Annotated in this window: 21 protein-coding genes; all 21 read left to right on the plus strand. The window is 41.3% G+C overall.

All coding sequences use genetic code 11. The features are described from left to right. Positions 1–13: 13 nt before the first annotated feature. The 21 genes from DW996_RS04720 (at position 14) to DW996_RS04825 (ending at position 18,355) form a co-directional block, all read left to right on the plus strand. Positions 14–1,048: an acyltransferase gene (locus tag DW996_RS04720; protein ID WP_158575202.1), complete on the plus strand. Its 1,035-nt coding sequence runs from the start codon at positions 14–16 to the stop codon at positions 1,046–1,048. Then, entirely contained in the window at positions 1,049–2,305 is a 1,257-nt protein-coding gene (locus DW996_RS04725) for a hypothetical protein (protein WP_118535009.1), read from the plus strand. Between the two features lie 29 nt (positions 2,306–2,334). Beyond that, a complete protein-coding gene (locus tag DW996_RS04730) occupies positions 2,335–3,567 on the plus strand; it encodes a hypothetical protein (RefSeq protein WP_118280510.1) in 1,233 nt (410 codons plus the stop codon). A gap of 17 nt (positions 3,568–3,584) precedes the next feature. After that, positions 3,585–4,397, plus strand: a complete 813-nt coding sequence (locus DW996_RS04735; RefSeq protein WP_118535010.1) for a hypothetical protein — start codon at positions 3,585–3,587, stop codon at positions 4,395–4,397. Between the two features lie 411 nt (positions 4,398–4,808). Beyond that, positions 4,809–5,894 (plus strand): hypothetical protein, encoded by a 1,086-nt coding sequence (locus DW996_RS04745; RefSeq protein WP_147403526.1) that lies wholly within the window; start codon positions 4,809–4,811, stop codon positions 5,892–5,894. Between the two features lies 1 nt (position 5,895). Next, on the plus strand, positions 5,896–7,188 hold the full coding sequence (locus tag DW996_RS04750) for a hypothetical protein (RefSeq protein WP_118535013.1): 1,293 nt from the start codon (positions 5,896–5,898) through the stop codon (positions 7,186–7,188). A 52-nt stretch (positions 7,189–7,240) separates the two neighbouring features. Continuing rightward, positions 7,241–7,585, plus strand: coding sequence for a MaoC/PaaZ C-terminal domain-containing protein (locus tag DW996_RS04755; protein WP_243098667.1), 345 nt, complete (start codon positions 7,241–7,243; stop codon positions 7,583–7,585). Continuing rightward, positions 7,585–8,049, plus strand: coding sequence for an SDR family NAD(P)-dependent oxidoreductase (locus DW996_RS13570; protein ID WP_118535014.1), 465 nt, complete (start codon positions 7,585–7,587; stop codon positions 8,047–8,049). The genes DW996_RS04755 and DW996_RS13570 overlap by 1 nt, the downstream gene beginning before the upstream one ends. Beyond that, positions 8,046–8,321, plus strand: coding sequence for an SDR family NAD(P)-dependent oxidoreductase (locus tag DW996_RS13575; RefSeq protein ID WP_118535015.1), 276 nt, complete (start codon positions 8,046–8,048; stop codon positions 8,319–8,321). Before DW996_RS13570 ends, DW996_RS13575 begins: the two co-directional genes overlap by 4 nt. Before the next feature lie 19 nt (positions 8,322–8,340). After that, a complete protein-coding gene (locus DW996_RS04770; RefSeq protein WP_118280504.1) occupies positions 8,341–8,586 on the plus strand; it encodes an acyl carrier protein in 246 nt (81 codons plus the stop codon). 12 nt (positions 8,587–8,598) lie between these two features. Continuing rightward, entirely contained in the window at positions 8,599–10,119 is a 1,521-nt protein-coding gene (locus tag DW996_RS04775; protein WP_118535016.1) for an MBOAT family O-acyltransferase, read from the plus strand. A gap of 9 nt (positions 10,120–10,128) precedes the next feature. Beyond that, entirely contained in the window at positions 10,129–10,677 is a 549-nt protein-coding gene (locus DW996_RS04780; RefSeq protein ID WP_118535017.1) for a hypothetical protein, read from the plus strand. Then, positions 10,674–11,186, plus strand: a complete 513-nt coding sequence (locus tag DW996_RS04785; protein WP_118535018.1) for a hypothetical protein — start codon at positions 10,674–10,676, stop codon at positions 11,184–11,186. Before DW996_RS04780 ends, DW996_RS04785 begins: the two co-directional genes overlap by 4 nt. Continuing rightward, the gene (locus tag DW996_RS04790) at positions 11,179–12,255 is read left to right on the plus strand and encodes an acyltransferase family protein (protein WP_158573002.1); all 1,077 of its coding nucleotides are present in this window, start codon (positions 11,179–11,181) and stop codon (positions 12,253–12,255) included. The genes DW996_RS04785 and DW996_RS04790 overlap by 8 nt, the downstream gene beginning before the upstream one ends. Continuing rightward, positions 12,252–12,932 carry an acyltransferase family protein gene (locus DW996_RS04795; RefSeq protein ID WP_118535019.1) on the plus strand — a complete coding sequence of 227 codons (681 nt, stop codon included), beginning with the start codon at positions 12,252–12,254 and terminating at the stop codon, positions 12,930–12,932. The genes DW996_RS04790 and DW996_RS04795 overlap by 4 nt, the downstream gene beginning before the upstream one ends. Then, a complete protein-coding gene (locus tag DW996_RS04800; protein ID WP_118535020.1) occupies positions 12,908–13,306 on the plus strand; it encodes a hypothetical protein in 399 nt (132 codons plus the stop codon). Before DW996_RS04795 ends, DW996_RS04800 begins: the two co-directional genes overlap by 25 nt. A 2-nt stretch (positions 13,307–13,308) precedes the next feature. Beyond that, complete coding sequence (locus tag DW996_RS04805; RefSeq protein ID WP_118535021.1) at positions 13,309–15,039, plus strand: HAD-IIIC family phosphatase; 1,731 nt, start codon at positions 13,309–13,311, stop codon at positions 15,037–15,039. 63 nt (positions 15,040–15,102) lie between these two features. Then, complete coding sequence (locus tag DW996_RS04810) at positions 15,103–16,146, plus strand: acyltransferase (protein ID WP_158575204.1); 1,044 nt, start codon at positions 15,103–15,105, stop codon at positions 16,144–16,146. 15 nt (positions 16,147–16,161) lie between these two features. Continuing rightward, positions 16,162–16,359, plus strand: coding sequence for a hypothetical protein (locus DW996_RS04815; protein ID WP_118280497.1), 198 nt, complete (start codon positions 16,162–16,164; stop codon positions 16,357–16,359). A gap of 47 nt (positions 16,360–16,406) precedes the next feature. Beyond that, on the plus strand, positions 16,407–16,664 hold the full coding sequence (locus tag DW996_RS04820; protein WP_118535023.1) for a hypothetical protein: 258 nt from the start codon (positions 16,407–16,409) through the stop codon (positions 16,662–16,664). A 53-nt stretch (positions 16,665–16,717) separates the two neighbouring features. Continuing rightward, positions 16,718–18,355: a DUF6020 family protein gene (locus tag DW996_RS04825; RefSeq protein ID WP_118535024.1), complete on the plus strand. Its 1,638-nt coding sequence runs from the start codon at positions 16,718–16,720 to the stop codon at positions 18,353–18,355. Positions 18,356–18,607 lie beyond the last annotated feature (252 nt).

Here is an 18,607-nt window from a genome sequence, read left to right on the forward strand (position 1 = left end):
GATGAAAGATAAAATGAAACAGAGAAGAGTTATATTTATTGATTATATTCGTGCTTTGGCAATCCTGATGGTTATCATGTGCCATGTGATTGATGTCAACTGCATGTTCTGGCTGGGATATCAGGACATGTCCGGGGCAAGACAGATCATCCTATATACTTTGCTGATCTTTGGCAGATGCGGCGTGCCGCTCTTTCTTATGATTACAGGTTATCTGCTGCTAGATCGAGACTATAGCGATGGAAAATGGAAAAGTTTTTATTTACATAAATGGTTATATTTGTTGCTGGTAACAGAAATATGGTTTGCCATTTACGAAGTATTTGCTGTTTGCGTGCAAGGGAAACCTTTTGTATGGAAAGATTTTGTTCTTAGATTATTATTTATAGAGGAACCAGTCTTGTCACATGCCTGGTATCTGCCGGTTATATTGGGTTTATATTTGCTCTTGCCTGTTTTTGCACTGGTTTGGAAAAAACTTTCCAATCGGGGATGCCTCATTACCGTCATTTTGCTATGGGCACTTGTATTGTTGCTGCAGAATTTTGCCCAAGAGAGTATGGCGCAACATATAACCTATGCCATGTATATGCTGATTGGCGGAGCATACAAGAGGTGGCATACAGCGTTGGTAGAACACAAAAAAGCTGCTTACACCATATACAGTCTGGCAGGCATTTTCGCTTTGGCTGGATGTGAGGGCTATTTATGGCTCCAGCACAGAAGGGGAGAAAACGTGAGTCTTTGGTATGACCACGCGGGGATTGTTTTGCTCAGTCTGGCACTGTTTGGTTTTGCGATGTTTCTTGTGCAAAAGAATTGTTCCTTCGTGGAGCGTCTGTCACAGGATTCTTTTGGTATTTACCTTATACATAATATGATCGCACTCATGATGATGCCGTGGCTTAGTCAGTGGAACAGCAATCTATATTTGAAAATGATTCTTACCTATCTGTTGGTTTGGGGAATTGCCTGGGGGCTGGTCCGTCTGATCGGGAAAATACCATACGTTGGAGACTGGATTCTTTATAAGAGGAGATTGAAATAGATGAAGATAAAAGAAAATAAATTTACATGGGCAATGATCCTCTTTACCTTTGTACTATTCTGGAATAATTTTGCGGGAACGACAAGCAATATCAATACGACTATGCTTGCTTTTCATTATGGGTATGGCTTTATTTCCCGTGGGCTACTAGGGACGATTTATGGTGTTTTAAACCGGATCCTGCCTTGGGATTTATATACTTTCGGCTGGGCAATGCTCTTTTTTGAAGGATGTTTTCTGGTCTTTGTTGTATTACTTTTCCTCTTTTGTATGAAGTGTCTGAGAATGAGCGACGAAAAGGTAAAGCAGAGTGCCCGGTATTTTATCATCTTATATTTTATTGCAGCGATCCCTATGTTTTCCAGTGAGTATAATCTGGGAAGATTGGACATGTATTGTCTCATGTGCAGTATGCTATCTGTGCTTCTTATGGTCTATGGAAAGGCAGAATGGCTGGCGGTGCCGCTCTCTGCCATTGGCGTGATGTTCCATCAGGGACATGTTTTCATGTATATGGGAATGGTGCTGGCGATGCAATTATATAAAGCACTGGATGCGGTCAAGGGACAGGAAGACTTGAGGGTTATCTTTTCAAATAAGACCAGCCGGAAATATCTGGGCATGTTTTTGGCGACCATGCTTACGGTGTCTGCTTTATTTATCTGGTTTGAGGGTTTTTCACATATTGATGGAGAAAAATTCGCGGATCAGTTGATCGATACGGCATGCAGTATGGGACCGGATGCTGATTATCATATTGAAGTTGTGGATCATGAGATCCTGGGTGTGGACCTATCAGCCAAGGAATGGGAGTATCACAAGCAAAATTTTGTGGAATTTCCATTATACTGCCTGTTTATGCTGCCTTATATTTTGATCGCGCTAGGCTTTGCGCGGGAACTGCTTGGCTTGGCAAAAACAAAGATTGACAAGGTAAAGTATATCATTGTGCTTGCCGGTGTCCTGACGATTTTACCGGATATGATACTAAAAGTAGATTATGGCCGCTGGATCTTTTCCATCATCAGTTATTATGCCGTCGTATTATTGGCACTGCTTGCAATGCGCGATACGGCAGTGACAGAGGTGAGCCGGCAGACAGTAGACAGGCTAAGAAGCAAATATCCATATGCGGTCTTATTGTTGATATACCCGCTTTTGTTCCAGCCGCTCATGCATATTAGCATCTGTCCGCTGACAGAGAGGATCGTTAATATCCTGAATATGCATCTGCATATATGGATTCCGTGGCAATAAAAATAGGAAACGCAGGAGAAAAGAGGAAAATGAAAGAGAAACTTGTAAAGGCAAATTACAATATCAGACAGTTTATCATGATGCTGGCTTTTGTGGATTTGGCAACCTTTGTTACAAATTACAGAGGCTGGGTCAGATCCTACAATACGACCATGCTTGCGCTGTCCTATGAATATGGATTTACATCAAGATCCCTGCTTGGAACCATCTACCATATTCTGGATGCGGTGATACCGGTAGATATGATGCAATATCAGAATGCCTTGGTATTTGCCAATGTGGTAACGGTCCTGTTTATCGTATTCCTTTTATTTTTTTCCTATCATGTTTTAAAGAAGAGTGATATGGAAAATGGCATGGTGACAAAGGCAGAGCAATACATCTTGCTGACCTTTCATATTGCCATGGTAGCAACCTTTACCTATGCATACAATTTCTTGCGTGTAGATTTTTGCATGGTATGGATGATGTTATTGGGCTTTATGGCATTGATGAATGAAAAGACAGAATGGTTGTCCCTGCCATTTGCGGCATTGGGTATCATGTTCCATCAGGGCTTCGTCCTCATGTATTTTAATGTGATCCTGGTGATCCAGTTTTATTATATGATGACACGAAAGAATAAGAAAAATACCATTTTGTTTTTCCTGACCTTTCTGATAGGATCCGGTATGTTTTTGTGGTTTGAGTTGTTCAGCCGCACCAATGGCAATGACATTTTTGAGACTGTTTTGCGGGATGCGACCAATGTCTCCTATCAGGGAATCTATCATACAACCCTCTTGTACCATGAGGTCTTAGGCATTGATGTTTCCGGTGCGGAGACGGATTTTGTATATATGAACCATGTGCAATTAGTCCTTTATCTGCTGATACTTTTGCCGGCAATCGTTGTTCTGGCAAGGGCTTTTGTAAGGATCATCAAGAAAGCGGACGACCTGTTTGCCAAGTTAAAATATCTTGCGGTAGCGGTCGGTTCCCTGACTATTTTACCGGATATGCTCTTGAAGGTAGATTATGGTCGCTGGATTCTGGCAGTGGTTACTTACTATCTGCTTATTATTCTGGCAATGTTGATCTTGCGGGATCCACTGGTTACGGAAGAAACAAAAGTTGTCGTAGATAGAGTAAAAAAACATCCTGCATGGTTGGTATATTTTACCCTGGTAGTATTGACTGTCCCTTATATGGATGTGGATATTGACATGTTAGTCAAGGGCTTACAGCGCTTTATGCAAAGTAAGGGCATATTGTTCTACTAGAGGATGAGGTGATTTGGATGAAAGATAAATTACAAAAAAAAGATATGACCTTTCTGCTTGCTTTGGCAGGTTTTGGTTTTCTGTGTGTCTTGCGTTATTACAATGAAAATATGATGCAGCACCTGTGGGCACTATCCATTCTGGGGAACCGACGTATCATACAGGGGATGACGGCAGTATTTTTCCTTATTTTGATCGGAGTGGCTGGGCAGGCGCTGCGCAAGGTCAGTAAAGAAAATAGAAGCGGGATCTATTATATGGCAACGCTACTTGCCGTATGCCTGATGCCGATGTTTATCTGCGACAGTTATATGGGATCACCGGATCTGTACGCGTGGGTCATCATACTCTTATGCATTGTGGCACTTTTGAACGGAAGATGTGATGGTATTGTCCTGCCGGGCATCCTGCTTGCCGCATATATCTGTCCGATGATCGTATTTTCCGGTGGAGCATTATTGTTCGCGGCAGTATTGGCAAAGGGCATGTGTGAGGATAACAAGAGAAATATGGTGCAGGCGGCAGGGATGGTCGTTATGGCTTTCGTGGCATTTGTTCTGGCAAAGGAAACTTATGGATTTGCAGCAGATGTGCAGGGGCGTATTTCAGGGAAACGCTTCCTGGTCATTGTTCTTTTGTTTCTGCCATATACTTATGCCATCTTTCAATTTTTGGCCTCTCTGATAAAAGAACAGACAGATGGACGGCACAGACTTGCTTATCTTTTGTGTGGTCTTGGCTCCGTTCCGGGCTTTTTGCTGTGGGCTTATCTGGCGATTATTGCCGGGCGGTCATATATGCTTTTGTATATTACCTGTTACTGCTGTTGATCCTGTATTGTCAGGACCTGGCATTTCAGACATCATGGAATACATTTCGACTGTGGATCAAAGAAAAGGTGGTTTTAGAGCCGGTTGTTGTGATCTATCCATTGATCATTCTGACATTCTGGATGGTATCCAATGACTTCATCGATGCAGAGTCGATCATAGAATTTACGAGGTAAAGAAATTGAAAGAGTGGATCAAAGATTATGTCAAATCAATAGGGCTTGTGATAGGGTGTGCCATCGCAGCAATACTCTTGCTGACGCTTGCGTATATGATACCGCGCGATCTTTTTGTAAAACATATAGAGGAGTCAGAAAATCTTTTATATGCCTGTGCGATGACAATAATATCAACGCGAATATAGACGGGTATGTATATGATACCAAGACCAATATCATTACCTTAGAAGAGGTGATCGCGCCGAGAGAACGCACGGCTTTCCAGGATGCCTTGCTGGCACCGAGTTCCAATTATATCCGGGATTTCTTTGGAGACTGGGTCAATACTCTGCAAAATGATGCACATGCGAAAGCCTATAGTGAGGATAATAAATTGACCTATCCGCGTTATTGGCACGGTTTTGTACTGTTCTTGAAACCCATGTTTGTTTTCTTTAACCTGAATGAGATTTATCAGATCAATACCTTGATCTTATGTGGCTTGTGTTTTGCCACTCTGCTTTTGACCTATAAAAAAGAAAAAGCATACGTTGGACCGTTTCTTGTCCTGCTTGCGCTTTTTAATCCGCCTTATATTGCGAGGTCATTTCAACTTTCGAGTGTCTTCTATGCGATGATCCTTACATGTATAATGGTACTTTGCTGGGATGACAAGGAAAAAAGGGAACATCTTTTCCTGTATGCCTTTGTGATCGATGGTATTATTCTGGCATTTTTGGATTTCCTTACTTATCCGCCGGTGGCATTCGTGGTTCCTCTTTGTTTTGTGCTGGTATTCTCAGAACAAGACCTGTTACATAATCTGCTTGCGAGTATCCGTTATGGTATAGCCTTTTTATTAGGCTACGCCGGAATGTGGGTAAGCAAGTGGATCCTGGCATCTTTGTTTACGGATGAGAACGTGATCGCCGAGGGCATTGAAAGTGTCCTGCACCGAACAGGAAAAGGCGCGATGTCGGATGTGGATAGCGCTTTTAACGTGGAGATCAGTCCGGCAGCCGCCATGCGTGAAAATTTACATGCCTTTGGCACAAGACCGGTCAGGATCATGGTTTTCCTGCTCCTATGTGCTGCGGTTGTTCTGGTCATTTATATGATCCGGCATAAGGCTGGTTTTACGAAGCGAGCAGCGGGAATGTTTGTGATCTTTGCATTACTGACAATCATTCCGATTGTGTGGATCGTGGCATTGAATAACCATTGCTCCCTGCATCCACATCTGGAATGGAGAGAATGGCTGGTGGCAGTTTTTGCACCATTAATGTGGCTGGCATGGTTCTGGACAGATAGAAGAAAGAAAGCAGTGGAGTGCAGATAAGATGAAAGTGAAGCAAAACATCCAAGTATTGATTAAAATGATAGGGATTGTAGTCATTAGCAGTATAGTATTGGTGGGGCTTTTATGCCTTGTCTATAAATTGCCAAGAAATCGCATGGTAGAGCATGTTATCGAATCAGACAATACGATCCGTTTGCAAAATGATGATTACAATATGAGTATTTCCAATTTTTATGATACCTACGATACAGACACCAACATTATCATGTTATTAGAAGCCATCGCACCGGATTTCAACGGTTCATTGCAGGATGCCCTGCTGTGTCCGTCCGGGGCATATCTGGAAAATCAGTGGGGAGATTGGGCAGATACCTTGATGAACTATGCAAATGATGCGCAAGGCGATCTGTCTTATGTCAACTATGCCAGATATTGGCATGGCTATCTGGTATTTTTGAAACCGCTTCTGATGTTTATGAATGTGCAGGACATCTATTATCTGCATGCTATGCTTATGGTCTTTTTGACAGGATGGATCTTCTGCCTGCTCTATAAGAGATTGGGAAAATATTGTATTGCGTATGCGGTAACTATCATTGCCATGAATCCGGTTGCGATTGCGCAGTCCTTTCAGTTGTCTACCATCTATTATGCCATGCAGTTGACCCTGCTCTTACTTTTGTATTGCAAAAAGGAAAAACAGATCCCTTACATATTCCTGATCGATGGTATGCTGGTGGCATTCTTTGACTTTTTGACCTATCCGCTGGTTGCCTTTGCCATTCCGGTTCTGACTTACTATCTATTATATCGTGAGGACGGATTTTTACAGAATGTAAAGAAGATCGTGGGCAAGGGCGTTTCCTTTCTGATCGGCTATGCCGGATTGTGGTTTATGAAGTGGATCTGGGCAACTGCCTTTACCCATGAAAATATTTTAAGAGATGGCTGGATCAATGTACTGCGAAGAACAGGAACCGGTGACAACTTTGGAGACAATCAGTATGGGATGGCGATTGGCCCTATGGCGGCACTCCGCATTAATTTTCATGCTTTTGTCGGATGGACGACAGTCCTGCTTGGAGTGATCTTCCTGGTCGGTGTGATCGCCTATATGTTGTATAAAAAGCAAAAACCGATCTTTCAAAAGATAACAGTCCTTATTTCATTTCTCGTAGCATGTTCGCCGATCCTCTGGTATGTGGTTGTCAATAATCATGCATCTTTGCATCCACATCTGGAGTGGAGAGAATGGGTAGTCAGTGTGTTTGCCGCATGTGTTTTGGTCTTGAGTTTACTAAGGGAGAAAACAGATGAAAGAATATCGGTTTGAAGAAATAAGTCTGGGTCTGAGTGAATCTTTTCAAGTTGAGATCACCCGGTAAATGATGGAAAAGTTCCGGGATATATCCGGTGATGTCAATCCTTTACATAACGATACAGAATTTGCCAAAGCCAGAGGATATGAAGATCGTGTGGTTTATGGCATGTTGATCGCATCGCAGATATCTACGCTGGGAGGTGTCTACCTGCCGGGGAAATACTGCCTGATCCATGGCGTGGAGATTGATTTCGCACGTCCGGTCTACATAGGAGATAAGCTGACTATTAGTGGCACAGTGAAGGAAATACATGAATCTGTCAGACGTCTGACGATCAAGTTTGTGATTAGGAACCAGACAGGTAAGACAGTTTCGAAAGGTATTTTGAAAGCGGGGTGCATGCTATAATGAGCAGAGAGAAAAAAGTCTTATTTGTCACGGGGGCATCATCCGATGTCGGGCAGGCATTGATCCTGCAAATAGCAGATCAGTATGACACGATCGTAGCACATTATTGTCATAGTCATGAGAGTATCGACGCTCTTGCGCAAAAGTTCCCGGGCAAGATCCAAAAGGTCAAAGCAGATCTGGCAGATCCCAAAGAAGTACAGGCGATGATCGATGGGATGATAAAAGAACAGTGGCTGCCGGACCATATCGTGCATCTGGCAGCGCCAAAGACTACGAATGAGCGGTTTCACAAGATGGATTCGGTCAGATTAGATCAGGCATTTGAAGTTTCGGTCAGATCTATTTTTCATATACTACAGAGTTTTGTGCCACATATGAGTAAACAAAAGTATGGCAGGGTTGTATTCATGCTGACATCCTATTGTCTGGGACTGCCACCTAGTATCAGAGTGCTTATGTGACATCCAAGTATGCCCTGTTGGGTCTGATGAAAGCTCTGGCAACAGAATATGATAGCAAGGGGATCACAGTCAATGGCATTTCCCCGGAGATGATCGACACCAAATTCCTCAGTGATCTGCCGGATTTGATCGTGGAAGAAAATGCAGCCAAAAGTCCCTTGAAACGCAATCTGCAAGTGGATGATGTGGTGCCGATGCTGGCATATCTCTTGTCTGATGCAGCAGAGGCGATTACCGGACAAAATATTGCCATTACCGGTGGCATGAGATAAAGAAAAGGAGAACAAACAGATGAGTAGAGAAGAAGTGTTTGAAAGATTACATGAGATTTTTTGGGATGTTTTTGATGATGAAGATATTCGATTGACCGATGCGACCACATCGGATGATATTGAAGATTGGGATTCCCTGGAGCATATCAATCTGGTAGTTGAGATTGAAAATCAGTTTGGCATGAAGTTTACCATGGGTGAAGTACATGAAATGAAAAATGTAGGTGAGATGGTAGATATTATCATCGAGAGAGCGACTAAGTAGGCGGGGAAGGACATGGCAATCACGTCACTTAAATTTTTTGCCTTTTTGGCAGTCATATATTTGCTGTATTGTCTGGTGCCGCGGCAAAAACGCTGGTTTGTCTTGCTTGGGGCGAGTCTGTTCTTTTATGTGGTCTGTGGATCACTCCGTTTGTTTGTCGTCACACTCTTACAGATCCTCGTGGCATATGGCGCGGCAATCCGGACGGACAAGCAGCAGAGGGAGGGTGTTTCTACAAAGATAAATACCGCAGGGATCCTTACCTGTCTGGCAGTGCTTTTTCAGATAGGCGCTTTGCTTTATTACAAAGAGATGAACTTCTTTGTGACCAATGGCAATATCCTGCTTCATCTGCTGGGAAAGGAAAGTACCTTGTTCCTTTGGCAGATAGTAGCACCGCTGGGGATTTCTTATTATACATTAAGTTATATCGCATACATTTTGGATGTCTATTGGGGCGTTGTCAGCCCGCAGAGGAATTTTTTGAAGTTTTGCCTTTTTGGCATTTACTTTCCGATCATGATCTCTGGTCCGATCACACGGTATCAGGAGATCGAACAGGATTTGTATGCGGGAAACAGAGCTGACTATCAGGGCTTTTGTTTTGGATTGCAGCGCATTCTGTGGGGACTTTTCAAGAAACTGGTGATCGCGGATCGTATGGCGCCGATCATACAGGAGATCTGGTCGGGAGACTTTTATGGATGGTGTGTGTTGATCGGGGTACTCGGTTACGCATGGCAGTTATACATGGATTTCTCCGGATGTATGGATATTGTGTTAGGGGCATCGGAATTGTTTGGCATACGACTTCCGGAGAACTTTAATACACCATTATATGCGACCTCACTATCCGAATATTGGAGAAGATGGCATATTACCTTGGGAGCTTGGGTAAAAGACTATGTCATGTATCCAATCCTGAAAACAAAAGGCTTGCAGACGCGGGCTAAAAAGTGGAAAAAGAAATTCGGCAAGAAAATGGGAAAGAAGATGACGACATGGATCGGTCTGTTTTTTACTTGGCTGGTTGTAGGTCTGTGGCACGGCGGAGCATGGACCTTTGTTTTCGGATCCGGTTTGTTTTTCTTTCTTATGATCATTGGTGGGCAGATTTTAGAGCCGATTGGTAAATGGTGTATAGAGAAGATGCATATCCCGACACAGAGTTTTGGATGGAAACTCTGGCAGCGGATCCGTACCTTTGTATTGTTTTCTGCCAGCATATCGTTTAGTTGGTCTGCCAGCATGAAAGATGGTTTTCGTATGTGGGCAAGATGTTTTAAACCGACAAATCTTTCATCCCTTTTGCCACTGGCATCGCGTGCAGACTGGTTCCTTCTTGTTATCGGAGCTGTCATCGTATGGCTGATCTCCTATGGTAAGCAAAAAGAGGATGTGCGGATGTATGTGGCAAAGAAGGCATTGCCGGTCCGCTGGATCCTTTATCTTGTATTGTTATTTGCAGTCTTGATCTGTGGTGTTTACGGTCCGGGTTACGATGCATCATCCTTTATATATGGACAGTTCTAGGAGTACATATTGAAAACGAAACAAAGACACATAACAAAAATCATTGCATTTCTTCTGGTGGTGGCGCTTCTCTTTGGGGGAGCGGTGCAGGTGCTTAGGATATCTGACGATACACATTCCAGAGCAGAATTTGATACATTTTACAGGCTGGATAAAAATAGTCTGGATGCCGTATGGATTGGTGCCAGTGCGGTACAGTCGTCCTTTATACCGTCAGAAGCCTGCGCGCATAATGGCGTGCAGATGTATGGGCTTGGAACGGCAAGCCAACCGGTTGCACTGACGAAATATCTCTTGCAGGAGGTGCAAAAGACACAGGATCCCAAGGTCTATCTGATCGATATCCGGATGTTGGCATATGATTATGATGTGATGGGAAATGAGATCTTCTGTGATAACTATATTCGGCGTGTAACGGATTCTATGCGGTTTTCGCATAATCGGACACAAGCCATAAAGGATATGGTGGAGCGTTTGGAGAAAAAACGGGCAGCCGTGTCAATGCGTTTGATTACTACTTTAGTTTCACGCTCTATCATAATCGCTGGAGTCAGTTGACGGCGGCAGATTTTGGACCGGATGCGGATAGTTTTATGGGCTACTATATCTATGATGATACAGAAAGTTTTGATAAACAGGAAACACTGGCAAGAAGAAGCGCAAAGCCACTGGAAGTTTCAAGTGACAACCAGCAGTATTTAGAGGAGCTGCTGGATTATCTGGATACTTTCGATGGAAACATTCTCTTTACAAATACCCCGAATAATCTGGAAGAGGACAAATTTGCCAACTACAATTATATCAAGAAGAAGATTGAGGACCGAGGCTATGAAGTGTTGGATCTGAACGATCGTGTAGATGAGATCGGCTTGGACTATGAAACGGATTTCAACGAGAATATGCATGTGAATTATCGTGGTGCATTTAAGATCACAGACTATATGGCAGACTATCTGAAAGAAAAGTACGAACTGCCGGAACATGAAAAAGAAACAGACAGCATTTATGAAAAAACGCAGGAAAGATTATTGTCTCGTACCGAAGAAATGGAAAAACGCAATGAATAATGTAATGACGGATGAAAATGGAAAATTGCAAAGGGATTACTGGAATATTTTAAAGGGAATCGGCGCTTTTTGCGTTGTGCTCGGACATTGTGCCATGCCGGTGCAGAACTTTGTCTATCTGTTTCATGTGCCGCTTTTCTTTTTTATCTCAGGTTATATGTATAATGAGCAAAAATACGGGGATGCCCCATATGATAATCTCAAAGGGCGTATGAAGTCCTGGGTAAAATATGTTGCTTTATATATCGTTTATATTTTACTTCATAATGTCTTGGGGTATTATGATATGCTGCGCATAGATGAGCCGCTTTATACAAAAGCACAGATGGTGGAACAAATGGCGTACGCTGTCATCGGAGACGGAAATGAACTTCTGGCAGGTCCGCTGTGGTTTGTTCCGGTGCTTGTGATCGGCTCTGCCTTCATGGGCTTTGTTATCTATTACAGCCGTATGCTGGAAGATCGGTTTAAAAGTAAAAAGATCAAATTCCTCTTTCAGGGAATTGTCATAGGATGTAGCAGTATCGTGGGCTATCTTATGATCGCCTATGGCTGGGATCTGCCTGCACATATGCAGATCGCCTTTGCGGTACAACCATATTTCTGGGCTGGCTATCTTTTACGCAATTATATGTCCGATCTGGAAAAGTACATAAAATACTGGGTGGGTATCATCCTGTTTCTGCTTCTTGCGATCTATAGTAGAGATCATTTGTATAGCCTGGTGGATGGATACGTCAGTCCGATCATGTATCTGACTGCATTTATGGGATTTTACGTCTGTATGTGTCTGGCAAAGGGAATCTGTGTTTTGCAAAAAAGCAATTATCTGCGCAGTTTATTCGTCAAAATGGGACAGGCATCCTTCCTTTTGATGGGAACACATTTTATGATTATCCGCGGCATTGATCGTATCTATGCAGGATATCATCAGGATATTTCTATGATGTATGAACATTATTTAGGAAATCACAATATGCTGATCCCTTTGTATTTAGTATTGGGTATTGGCTTGCCATTACTGTTACAGGCATTTTGGAATAGACTGTCGAAAGGAGTTGCCAAATGATAGAGCAGAATCCGATCATGCCGGATCGACGATATTGGAATGTGTTAAAAGGGATAGGAATCCTTTGTGTTGTTTTGGGACATGCATGTAGTTGGGCACATGATTTTGTCTATGAATTTCATATTCCCTTATTCTTTTTTATCTCCGGGTTTATGTATAGCGAAAAAAAATATGGGGATGATCCGTACTTAAATGTGATCAACCGCTTCAAGTCTTCCTGGATCAAATACGTTATTGTTTATTGGATCATTATGTTATTACATAATTCCCTGATCCGCTGGGGCTTTATGCCGATCGGAACAGAATATTTTAGTTTGCGGACCTTAGCGGAAGCCTGTGCTTTTGTGCTTTTGGGTACAGCCAATGAATTGATGGGAGGAACCTTGTGGTTTGTTCCGGCACTTTGTATGGCATCTGTATTCCTGAGCTTTCTGGTTACGATCAGCAGAAAAATAGAAAAGAAAACAGGAAATTCCTATCTGAAATTTGCATTTCAGTTTGTAGTCATCCTGGTATGTTCCATCGTCGGCTGTATCGTTATATCTATTTTAATGCCTGCCAATATCCAGGTATCGCTTACGGTCATGCCATTTTTGTGGATAGGATACCTGCTCAGAAATTACGGAAAAGGACTGGAGCAATATCTGTCTGTATGTGCAGCAGCCATCCTGCACTAGCCGTTTATTTTATCAGTTTTCATCATAGTCTGGATCTGATCATCGGTATTTTATATCCGGGAATGTATCTGGTGGCATTTTCCGGTATTTATGTATGTATGGCTCTGGCAAAATATATCAGCCGGTTGAACAGGCTCGGTTCTTTGATAGCATCCTGCGGAAAGGCTTCTTTCTGGATTATGGCGGTGCATTTTCCGCTCATAAAGATCATTGATCGAATCTGGGCGGCGCACATAGGAGATCCGGACCGGGTATTGTATCTGACGCTGCCACATTCTTTCGACTATATGTGGCCGGTCTATTTACTGCTGGGCATTGGCGTGCCGTTATTGGGATATCAGTTGGTGCAAAAGATAAAAAATAGAGGGAAATGATCATGAAAAAAGAATTACTGTATCCGTTTGATGCAAACTATATTTTAGCAAAAAAGAAAAGGATCAAAAGAGAACTGTTGGCAGAGGGCGAACGTTTTGTCGATAAAAAGATTGCTATTTTAGGAGGATCTACGACAAATGATATTAAACTGATTCTGGAATTATTTTTATTAAATCAAGGAATCCGTCCAAGTTTTTATGAGTCCGAATATAACAAGTATTATGAGGATGCAGTATTTGATAATGCAGAGTTAGAGGCATTTGCACCGGATCTGATCTATATCCACACCAGTAATCGCAATATTACATGTTATCCACAAATGAGTGATTCCAAAAGTCGGATTACAGACTTATTGGAGGCGGAATATCAGAAATATTGCACGATCTGGGAAAGTATTGCTGACCGATATCATTGCCCGATCATACAGAATAATTTTGAAATGCCTATGTATCGGCTTATGGGCAATCGGGATGCCAGTGATAGACATGGAAAGGTCAATTTTTTGACCAGACTCAATATGATGTTCTACGATTATGCGGACAACCATGAGGATTTTTATATCTGTGATATCAATTATATTTCCGCTGATTATGGGCTGGCAGAATGGTCTGATCCATTTTTCTACCACATGTATAAATATGCCTTAAATGTCAATGCCATTCCGTATCTGGCATTTAATGTGGCGAATATCATTAAATCCGTATTTGGCAAAAACAAGAAGGGTCTTGTGCTTGATCTGGATAATACCTTATGGGGCGGTGTTATCGGTGATGATGGTGTGGAAAACATTGCACTGGGGCAGGAAGTCGCAGAGGGACAGATCTATTCCGAATTTCAAAATTATGTGAAAGAGCAGACGCAATTGGGTGTAATTTTAAATATTGATTCTAAGAATGATTTTGAAAATGCCAAGGCGGGTATAGAACACCCGGATAGTGCTTTTTGTATGCAGGACTTCATTGAGGTAAAAGCGAATTGGGAACCAAAAGATCAGAATTTCAGGGAAATTGCAGAAGATCTAAATTTGTTACCAGAAAGCCTGGTATTTGTAGATGACAATCCGGCAGAGCGCAGCATTGTGGCGCAAAATTTAGATGGGGTATGCGCGCCGGAGATCGGGGATGCAAGAGATTATATCCGTATTTTAGACCGCAATGGATTTTTTGAGACAACGATCTTGTCCGAAGATGATCAGAAACGTAATGAGATGTATCGTGCCAATGCAGATCGAAAGAAAAGCCTACATGCCTTTACAGACTACCATGCATATCTGGAATCTTTGCAGATGAAAGGGACGATCCTGCCATTTGATGAGATGTCTTTGAATCGTGTGGCGCAGTTGTCGAACAAGAGCAACCAGTTTAATCTGACGACGAAGCGCTATACGCGTGATGAGATGGAAATGCGGGCGAAAGATGAGAACTATATTACCTTATACGGGAAATTAGAGGACAAATTTGGCGATAACGGCATTGTATCTGTAGTCATCGGCAAGAGGGTTAAAGAAGAATGTCACATTGAATTGTGGATCATGAGTTGCCGTGTTTTAAAAAGGGATATGGAATACGCTATGCTGGATACCCTGATAGAGACCTGTCAAAATAAGGGAATCAAAAAGATCCGCGGCTTCTATTATCCGACTGCAAAAAATGCGATGGTAAAGGATTTCTACGGCAAGATGGGATTTTCACAGGTGGCATGTGATGCAGCCGGAAATAGCGAATGGGAATAGAGATCACATTGGTCTGGGAAAAGAAAAACAATGTGATCTGTGTCAATGGGGAGTAGAAAATCAATGAAGAGACTAGAGTATATAGATATATTAAGGGGTATATCCATTATTGGTGTTGTGTTGATACACGTTATCAGCATTTTGGGAGGTGTTGAAACGGGAGTATGGCATATTGTTTATCTTGGACTAACTCGTTTTTGTGTCCCTATGTTCTTCGTTTGTATGGGAGCAATTCTGTTGCAGAAAGACAGAGAACTGAATATCCATAAATTATATACGAAAAACATTCCAAGATTTTTAATTGCTATTTTTCTTTATGGGCTCTTACATAAGATCACACGCTTTTTCTTGGGACAGTATGGGCAACTCAGTTTTGGAGAACTGTTGCTCGCATATCCTAAAAAATTTATCACGGGAGAGTTGGAATTTTCCTTTTGGTTTATGTATGCGCTGATCCCTATTTATTTCATGCTACCTATTTTAAAAGCGATTGTGGTGCAGGATCATTCCCTAAAAGTTGTAAAAATATTTTTGGGACTATGGATGATGGCGAGTCTGATCAATGGACTTTCTTATTTAGAACCGTTTTCCTTTTTAAACACATGGACAAATGGAAATCAAAATCTTTGCACAGTATATGGATATCCTGGGTATGTGGTGCTGGGAGCCTATTTGGGAGAAAAGAAATTTACCAAAGGCCAGAGATATGTGCTATATAGCATAGGGGGATTCGCATGTATTGTATCTATTGTCGAGCAGACGATACGAGTGGATAGAGGCTACGGACTGGAATATACATTGTTTGATTATTACTCTCCGACAACTATATGGCTGACTATTGCAGTATTCGTTTTTATAAAATATATATGGAGAGAACGTCAAATCAGAAAATGGTATAGCAGAGTTCTACTCTTTGCAGGATGCTATTCTATGGGAATCTACTTTCTACATACGATTGCGCTTCTGTTATTGCAGCATTGGTTGACAATCCGGTATGTTAGTTGGAGACCGATTAGGAGTTTGGTGGATGTGATCTTAGTTTTTGCTGTTACTCTTTTGGTCGTGTGGAGCATGTCGAAAAATAAATACAGCAGAAAGTGGATATAGTTAGGAAATGGTATTGTGGCGCAAAATTTAGATGGGGTATGCGCGCCGGAGATCGGGGATGCAAGAGATTATATCCGTATTTTAGACCGCAATGGATTTTTTGAGACAACGATTTTGTCCGAAGATGATCAGAAACGTAATGACATGTACCGTGCTAATGCGAATCGAAAGAAAAGTCAGCATGCTTTTACAGATTATCATGCATATCTGTAGTCATCGGCAAGAGGGTTAAAGAAGAATGTCACATTGAATTGTGGATCATGAGTTGCCGTGTTTTAAAAAGGGATATGGAATACGCTATGCTGGATACCCTGATAGAGACCTGTCAAAATAAGGGAATCAAAAAGATCCGCGGCTTCTATTATCCAACTGCGAAAAATGCGATGGTAAAGGATTTTTACGGTAAGATGGGATTTTCACAGGTGGCATGTGATGCAGCCGGAAACAGCGAATGGGAATTAGAGATTTCATCATCCTGGAAAAGAATGAACGATGTAATTAGTATAAATAGAAAGTAGAAATAAGGTAGAGAGGAGAACATATAGATGTTAGTGAAGGAGAGAAAAGAATAATGTTAAGAAATATAAAAAACATAGGGCGACGAAATATCGAATGTCAACTAATATACCTATTATTCTCTTTTTCAGTAGGTATTGCAGGTATGTGTACTTATCAATTGAATCCGGTAGCAGTAGATAAAGGAGGATTTTTGAGGTATGACATTGACTTAGTTAATGAAAGAGGACTTTTAGTGTGTGCCATACTTTCCATTATGGCGTATCTGTTGATTACCGTTGTTGATAAAGGAGCGCATCAAACTAATGTCGCCACAATGAAACCATATAATGAAAACAGAGTATTTTGGAGTACATTTATTATATACTCGTTTTTATTAGGAATATTGTTGGCATTATATTTTCCTGGAACAGGGATGAACGATACAATCAACTGTTTGATGGGATTTTGGCAGAATACGCTTCAACCAGCGATGTTTCAGATGATTATATATGGTATTTTTCAGGGCATCTTTTTTATGTGTAAAAATGCAACCATAGCATATGCTATCATTGTCATTTTGCAAATTTTTGCAGCATCCTATATTGTTGCCAACTATTTGCGGTGGATTGCGAGGAAAGGCATAGCCAAGTGGTTGCTTATCTTGAATATGATATATATTATGGCTATGCCATTGATAGGGAATTATACGATTGCTTTATTGAAGGATACATGGTTTACATATGCGTTTTTTCTGTTGTTACCGAACATTTACGATTTGATACACGGAGAAAAAGCATGCTGGTGGCAGATTGTTGTGGCAGTTTTCGTTGTTTGGTTTTCTCGTTCTAATGGTAAATTGGTATTAGTGCCGATTATGATATTGTTGTTTATTTTTTGTAAAAGCCAAAGAAAACATTTGGCGATACTTCTAATCACATTAGTAGTATTGAATAGTGGCTTGGATTATGCAAAGAATGTTCGATTTGGAGGATATGATGAGTCGTTTAGAGAGTCTATGAGTGTACCATTAGTCCAAATGGCTGCAACTGTTGTGTGGAATGGAAACATATCAGAAGATGAGGAAGAAGTGCTGTATGCGGTATTGCCAGAAGAAAAGTGGAGACAAAATTATGCTTTTGCGTTTGTGGATCCAATAAAGTTTGACGAGCATTTTGATAACCTTTATCTAGCCGCGCACAAAAAAGAATTTTTGCAAACATGGGCAAGTATGTTAAAAAAGAATCTTACAATCTATGTGAAGGCATATCTGTATCACACGTATGGAAATTGGAGTTTGGCTGCATACAATACGAACGCGGTTGATAAGACGCAATCAATTTTTCTAAAACTTAATAATAATACAGGGGATACTAGTATATGGGGCGAATACTTAGCAAGTATATCCTTGAAAAATGATTCTTTATTGCCGAATGGTTTGACTAAATTGCTTCAAGGATTTCATGAAGATGCCTGCGAATGGAACCTGTGGCTTACGCCAGGAATTATGTTTTTACTTTTAAATTTGTGTACATGTATTGCCTGGAAAAATAAACGATATAAATTAATGTTAACGTTTCTGCCACTGTATTTATGTTGGGGATGTATGATGGTTGCAAGTCCTGCGTCTATGATCTACCGCTATAGTTTTTACATATTACTTTCGTTGCCATTTGTTTTAACTATGACATGGAGAGATATAGGATACAAATAGAAGAGTTCATAAGAGAGAAATTGCTCCCCTAAATTAGTTTTTAGAGCTAGAAGGAAAAGCTAGCATTTATGCGAATCACTATGCTGATGAGAAAGGGGCTCTTGATAAAGTTGCAGGTGATTTGGGTTACACAGGAGAGGAATATGTTGCGGGAGTTTCGATTGTCGATTGGAAAGCATATAAACTAATAAAATAAGAAAGATGCAATTGAGAAAACTTATAGCAAAATCAATTGTGTAAATTTACATATGA

Origin of the sequence: Roseburia sp. AM51-8, from assembly GCF_003478275.1 — a bacterium.
GTDB classification, from domain to species: Bacteria; Bacillota; Clostridia; order Lachnospirales; family Lachnospiraceae; genus Pararoseburia; species Pararoseburia lenta.

Coding starts and splice junctions, on each gene's coding strand:
- DW996_RS04720 (WP_158575202.1), top strand. CDS start 14: ATGAAACAGAGAAGAGTTATATTTATTGATTATATTCGTGCTTTGGCA.
- DW996_RS04725 (WP_118535009.1), top strand. CDS start 1,049: ATGAAGATAAAAGAAAATAAATTTACATGGGCAATGATCCTCTTTACC.
- DW996_RS04730 (WP_118280510.1), top strand. CDS start 2,335: ATGAAAGAGAAACTTGTAAAGGCAAATTACAATATCAGACAGTTTATC.
- DW996_RS04735 (WP_118535010.1), top strand. CDS start 3,585: ATGAAAGATAAATTACAAAAAAAAGATATGACCTTTCTGCTTGCTTTG.
- DW996_RS04750 (WP_118535013.1), top strand. CDS start 5,896: ATGAAAGTGAAGCAAAACATCCAAGTATTGATTAAAATGATAGGGATT.
- DW996_RS04755 (WP_243098667.1), top strand. CDS start 7,241: ATGATGGAAAAGTTCCGGGATATATCCGGTGATGTCAATCCTTTACAT.
- DW996_RS13570 (WP_118535014.1), top strand. CDS start 7,585: ATGAGCAGAGAGAAAAAAGTCTTATTTGTCACGGGGGCATCATCCGAT.
- DW996_RS04770 (WP_118280504.1), top strand. CDS start 8,341: ATGAGTAGAGAAGAAGTGTTTGAAAGATTACATGAGATTTTTTGGGAT.
- DW996_RS04775 (WP_118535016.1), top strand. CDS start 8,599: ATGGCAATCACGTCACTTAAATTTTTTGCCTTTTTGGCAGTCATATAT.
- DW996_RS04790 (WP_158573002.1), top strand. CDS start 11,179: ATGAATAATGTAATGACGGATGAAAATGGAAAATTGCAAAGGGATTAC.
- DW996_RS04795 (WP_118535019.1), top strand. CDS start 12,252: ATGATAGAGCAGAATCCGATCATGCCGGATCGACGATATTGGAATGTG.
- DW996_RS04800 (WP_118535020.1), top strand. CDS start 12,908: ATGTGCAGCAGCCATCCTGCACTAGCCGTTTATTTTATCAGTTTTCAT.
- DW996_RS04805 (WP_118535021.1), top strand. CDS start 13,309: ATGAAAAAAGAATTACTGTATCCGTTTGATGCAAACTATATTTTAGCA.
- DW996_RS04810 (WP_158575204.1), top strand. CDS start 15,103: ATGAAGAGACTAGAGTATATAGATATATTAAGGGGTATATCCATTATT.
- DW996_RS04820 (WP_118535023.1), top strand. CDS start 16,407: ATGAGTTGCCGTGTTTTAAAAAGGGATATGGAATACGCTATGCTGGAT.
- DW996_RS04825 (WP_118535024.1), top strand. CDS start 16,718: ATGTTAAGAAATATAAAAAACATAGGGCGACGAAATATCGAATGTCAA.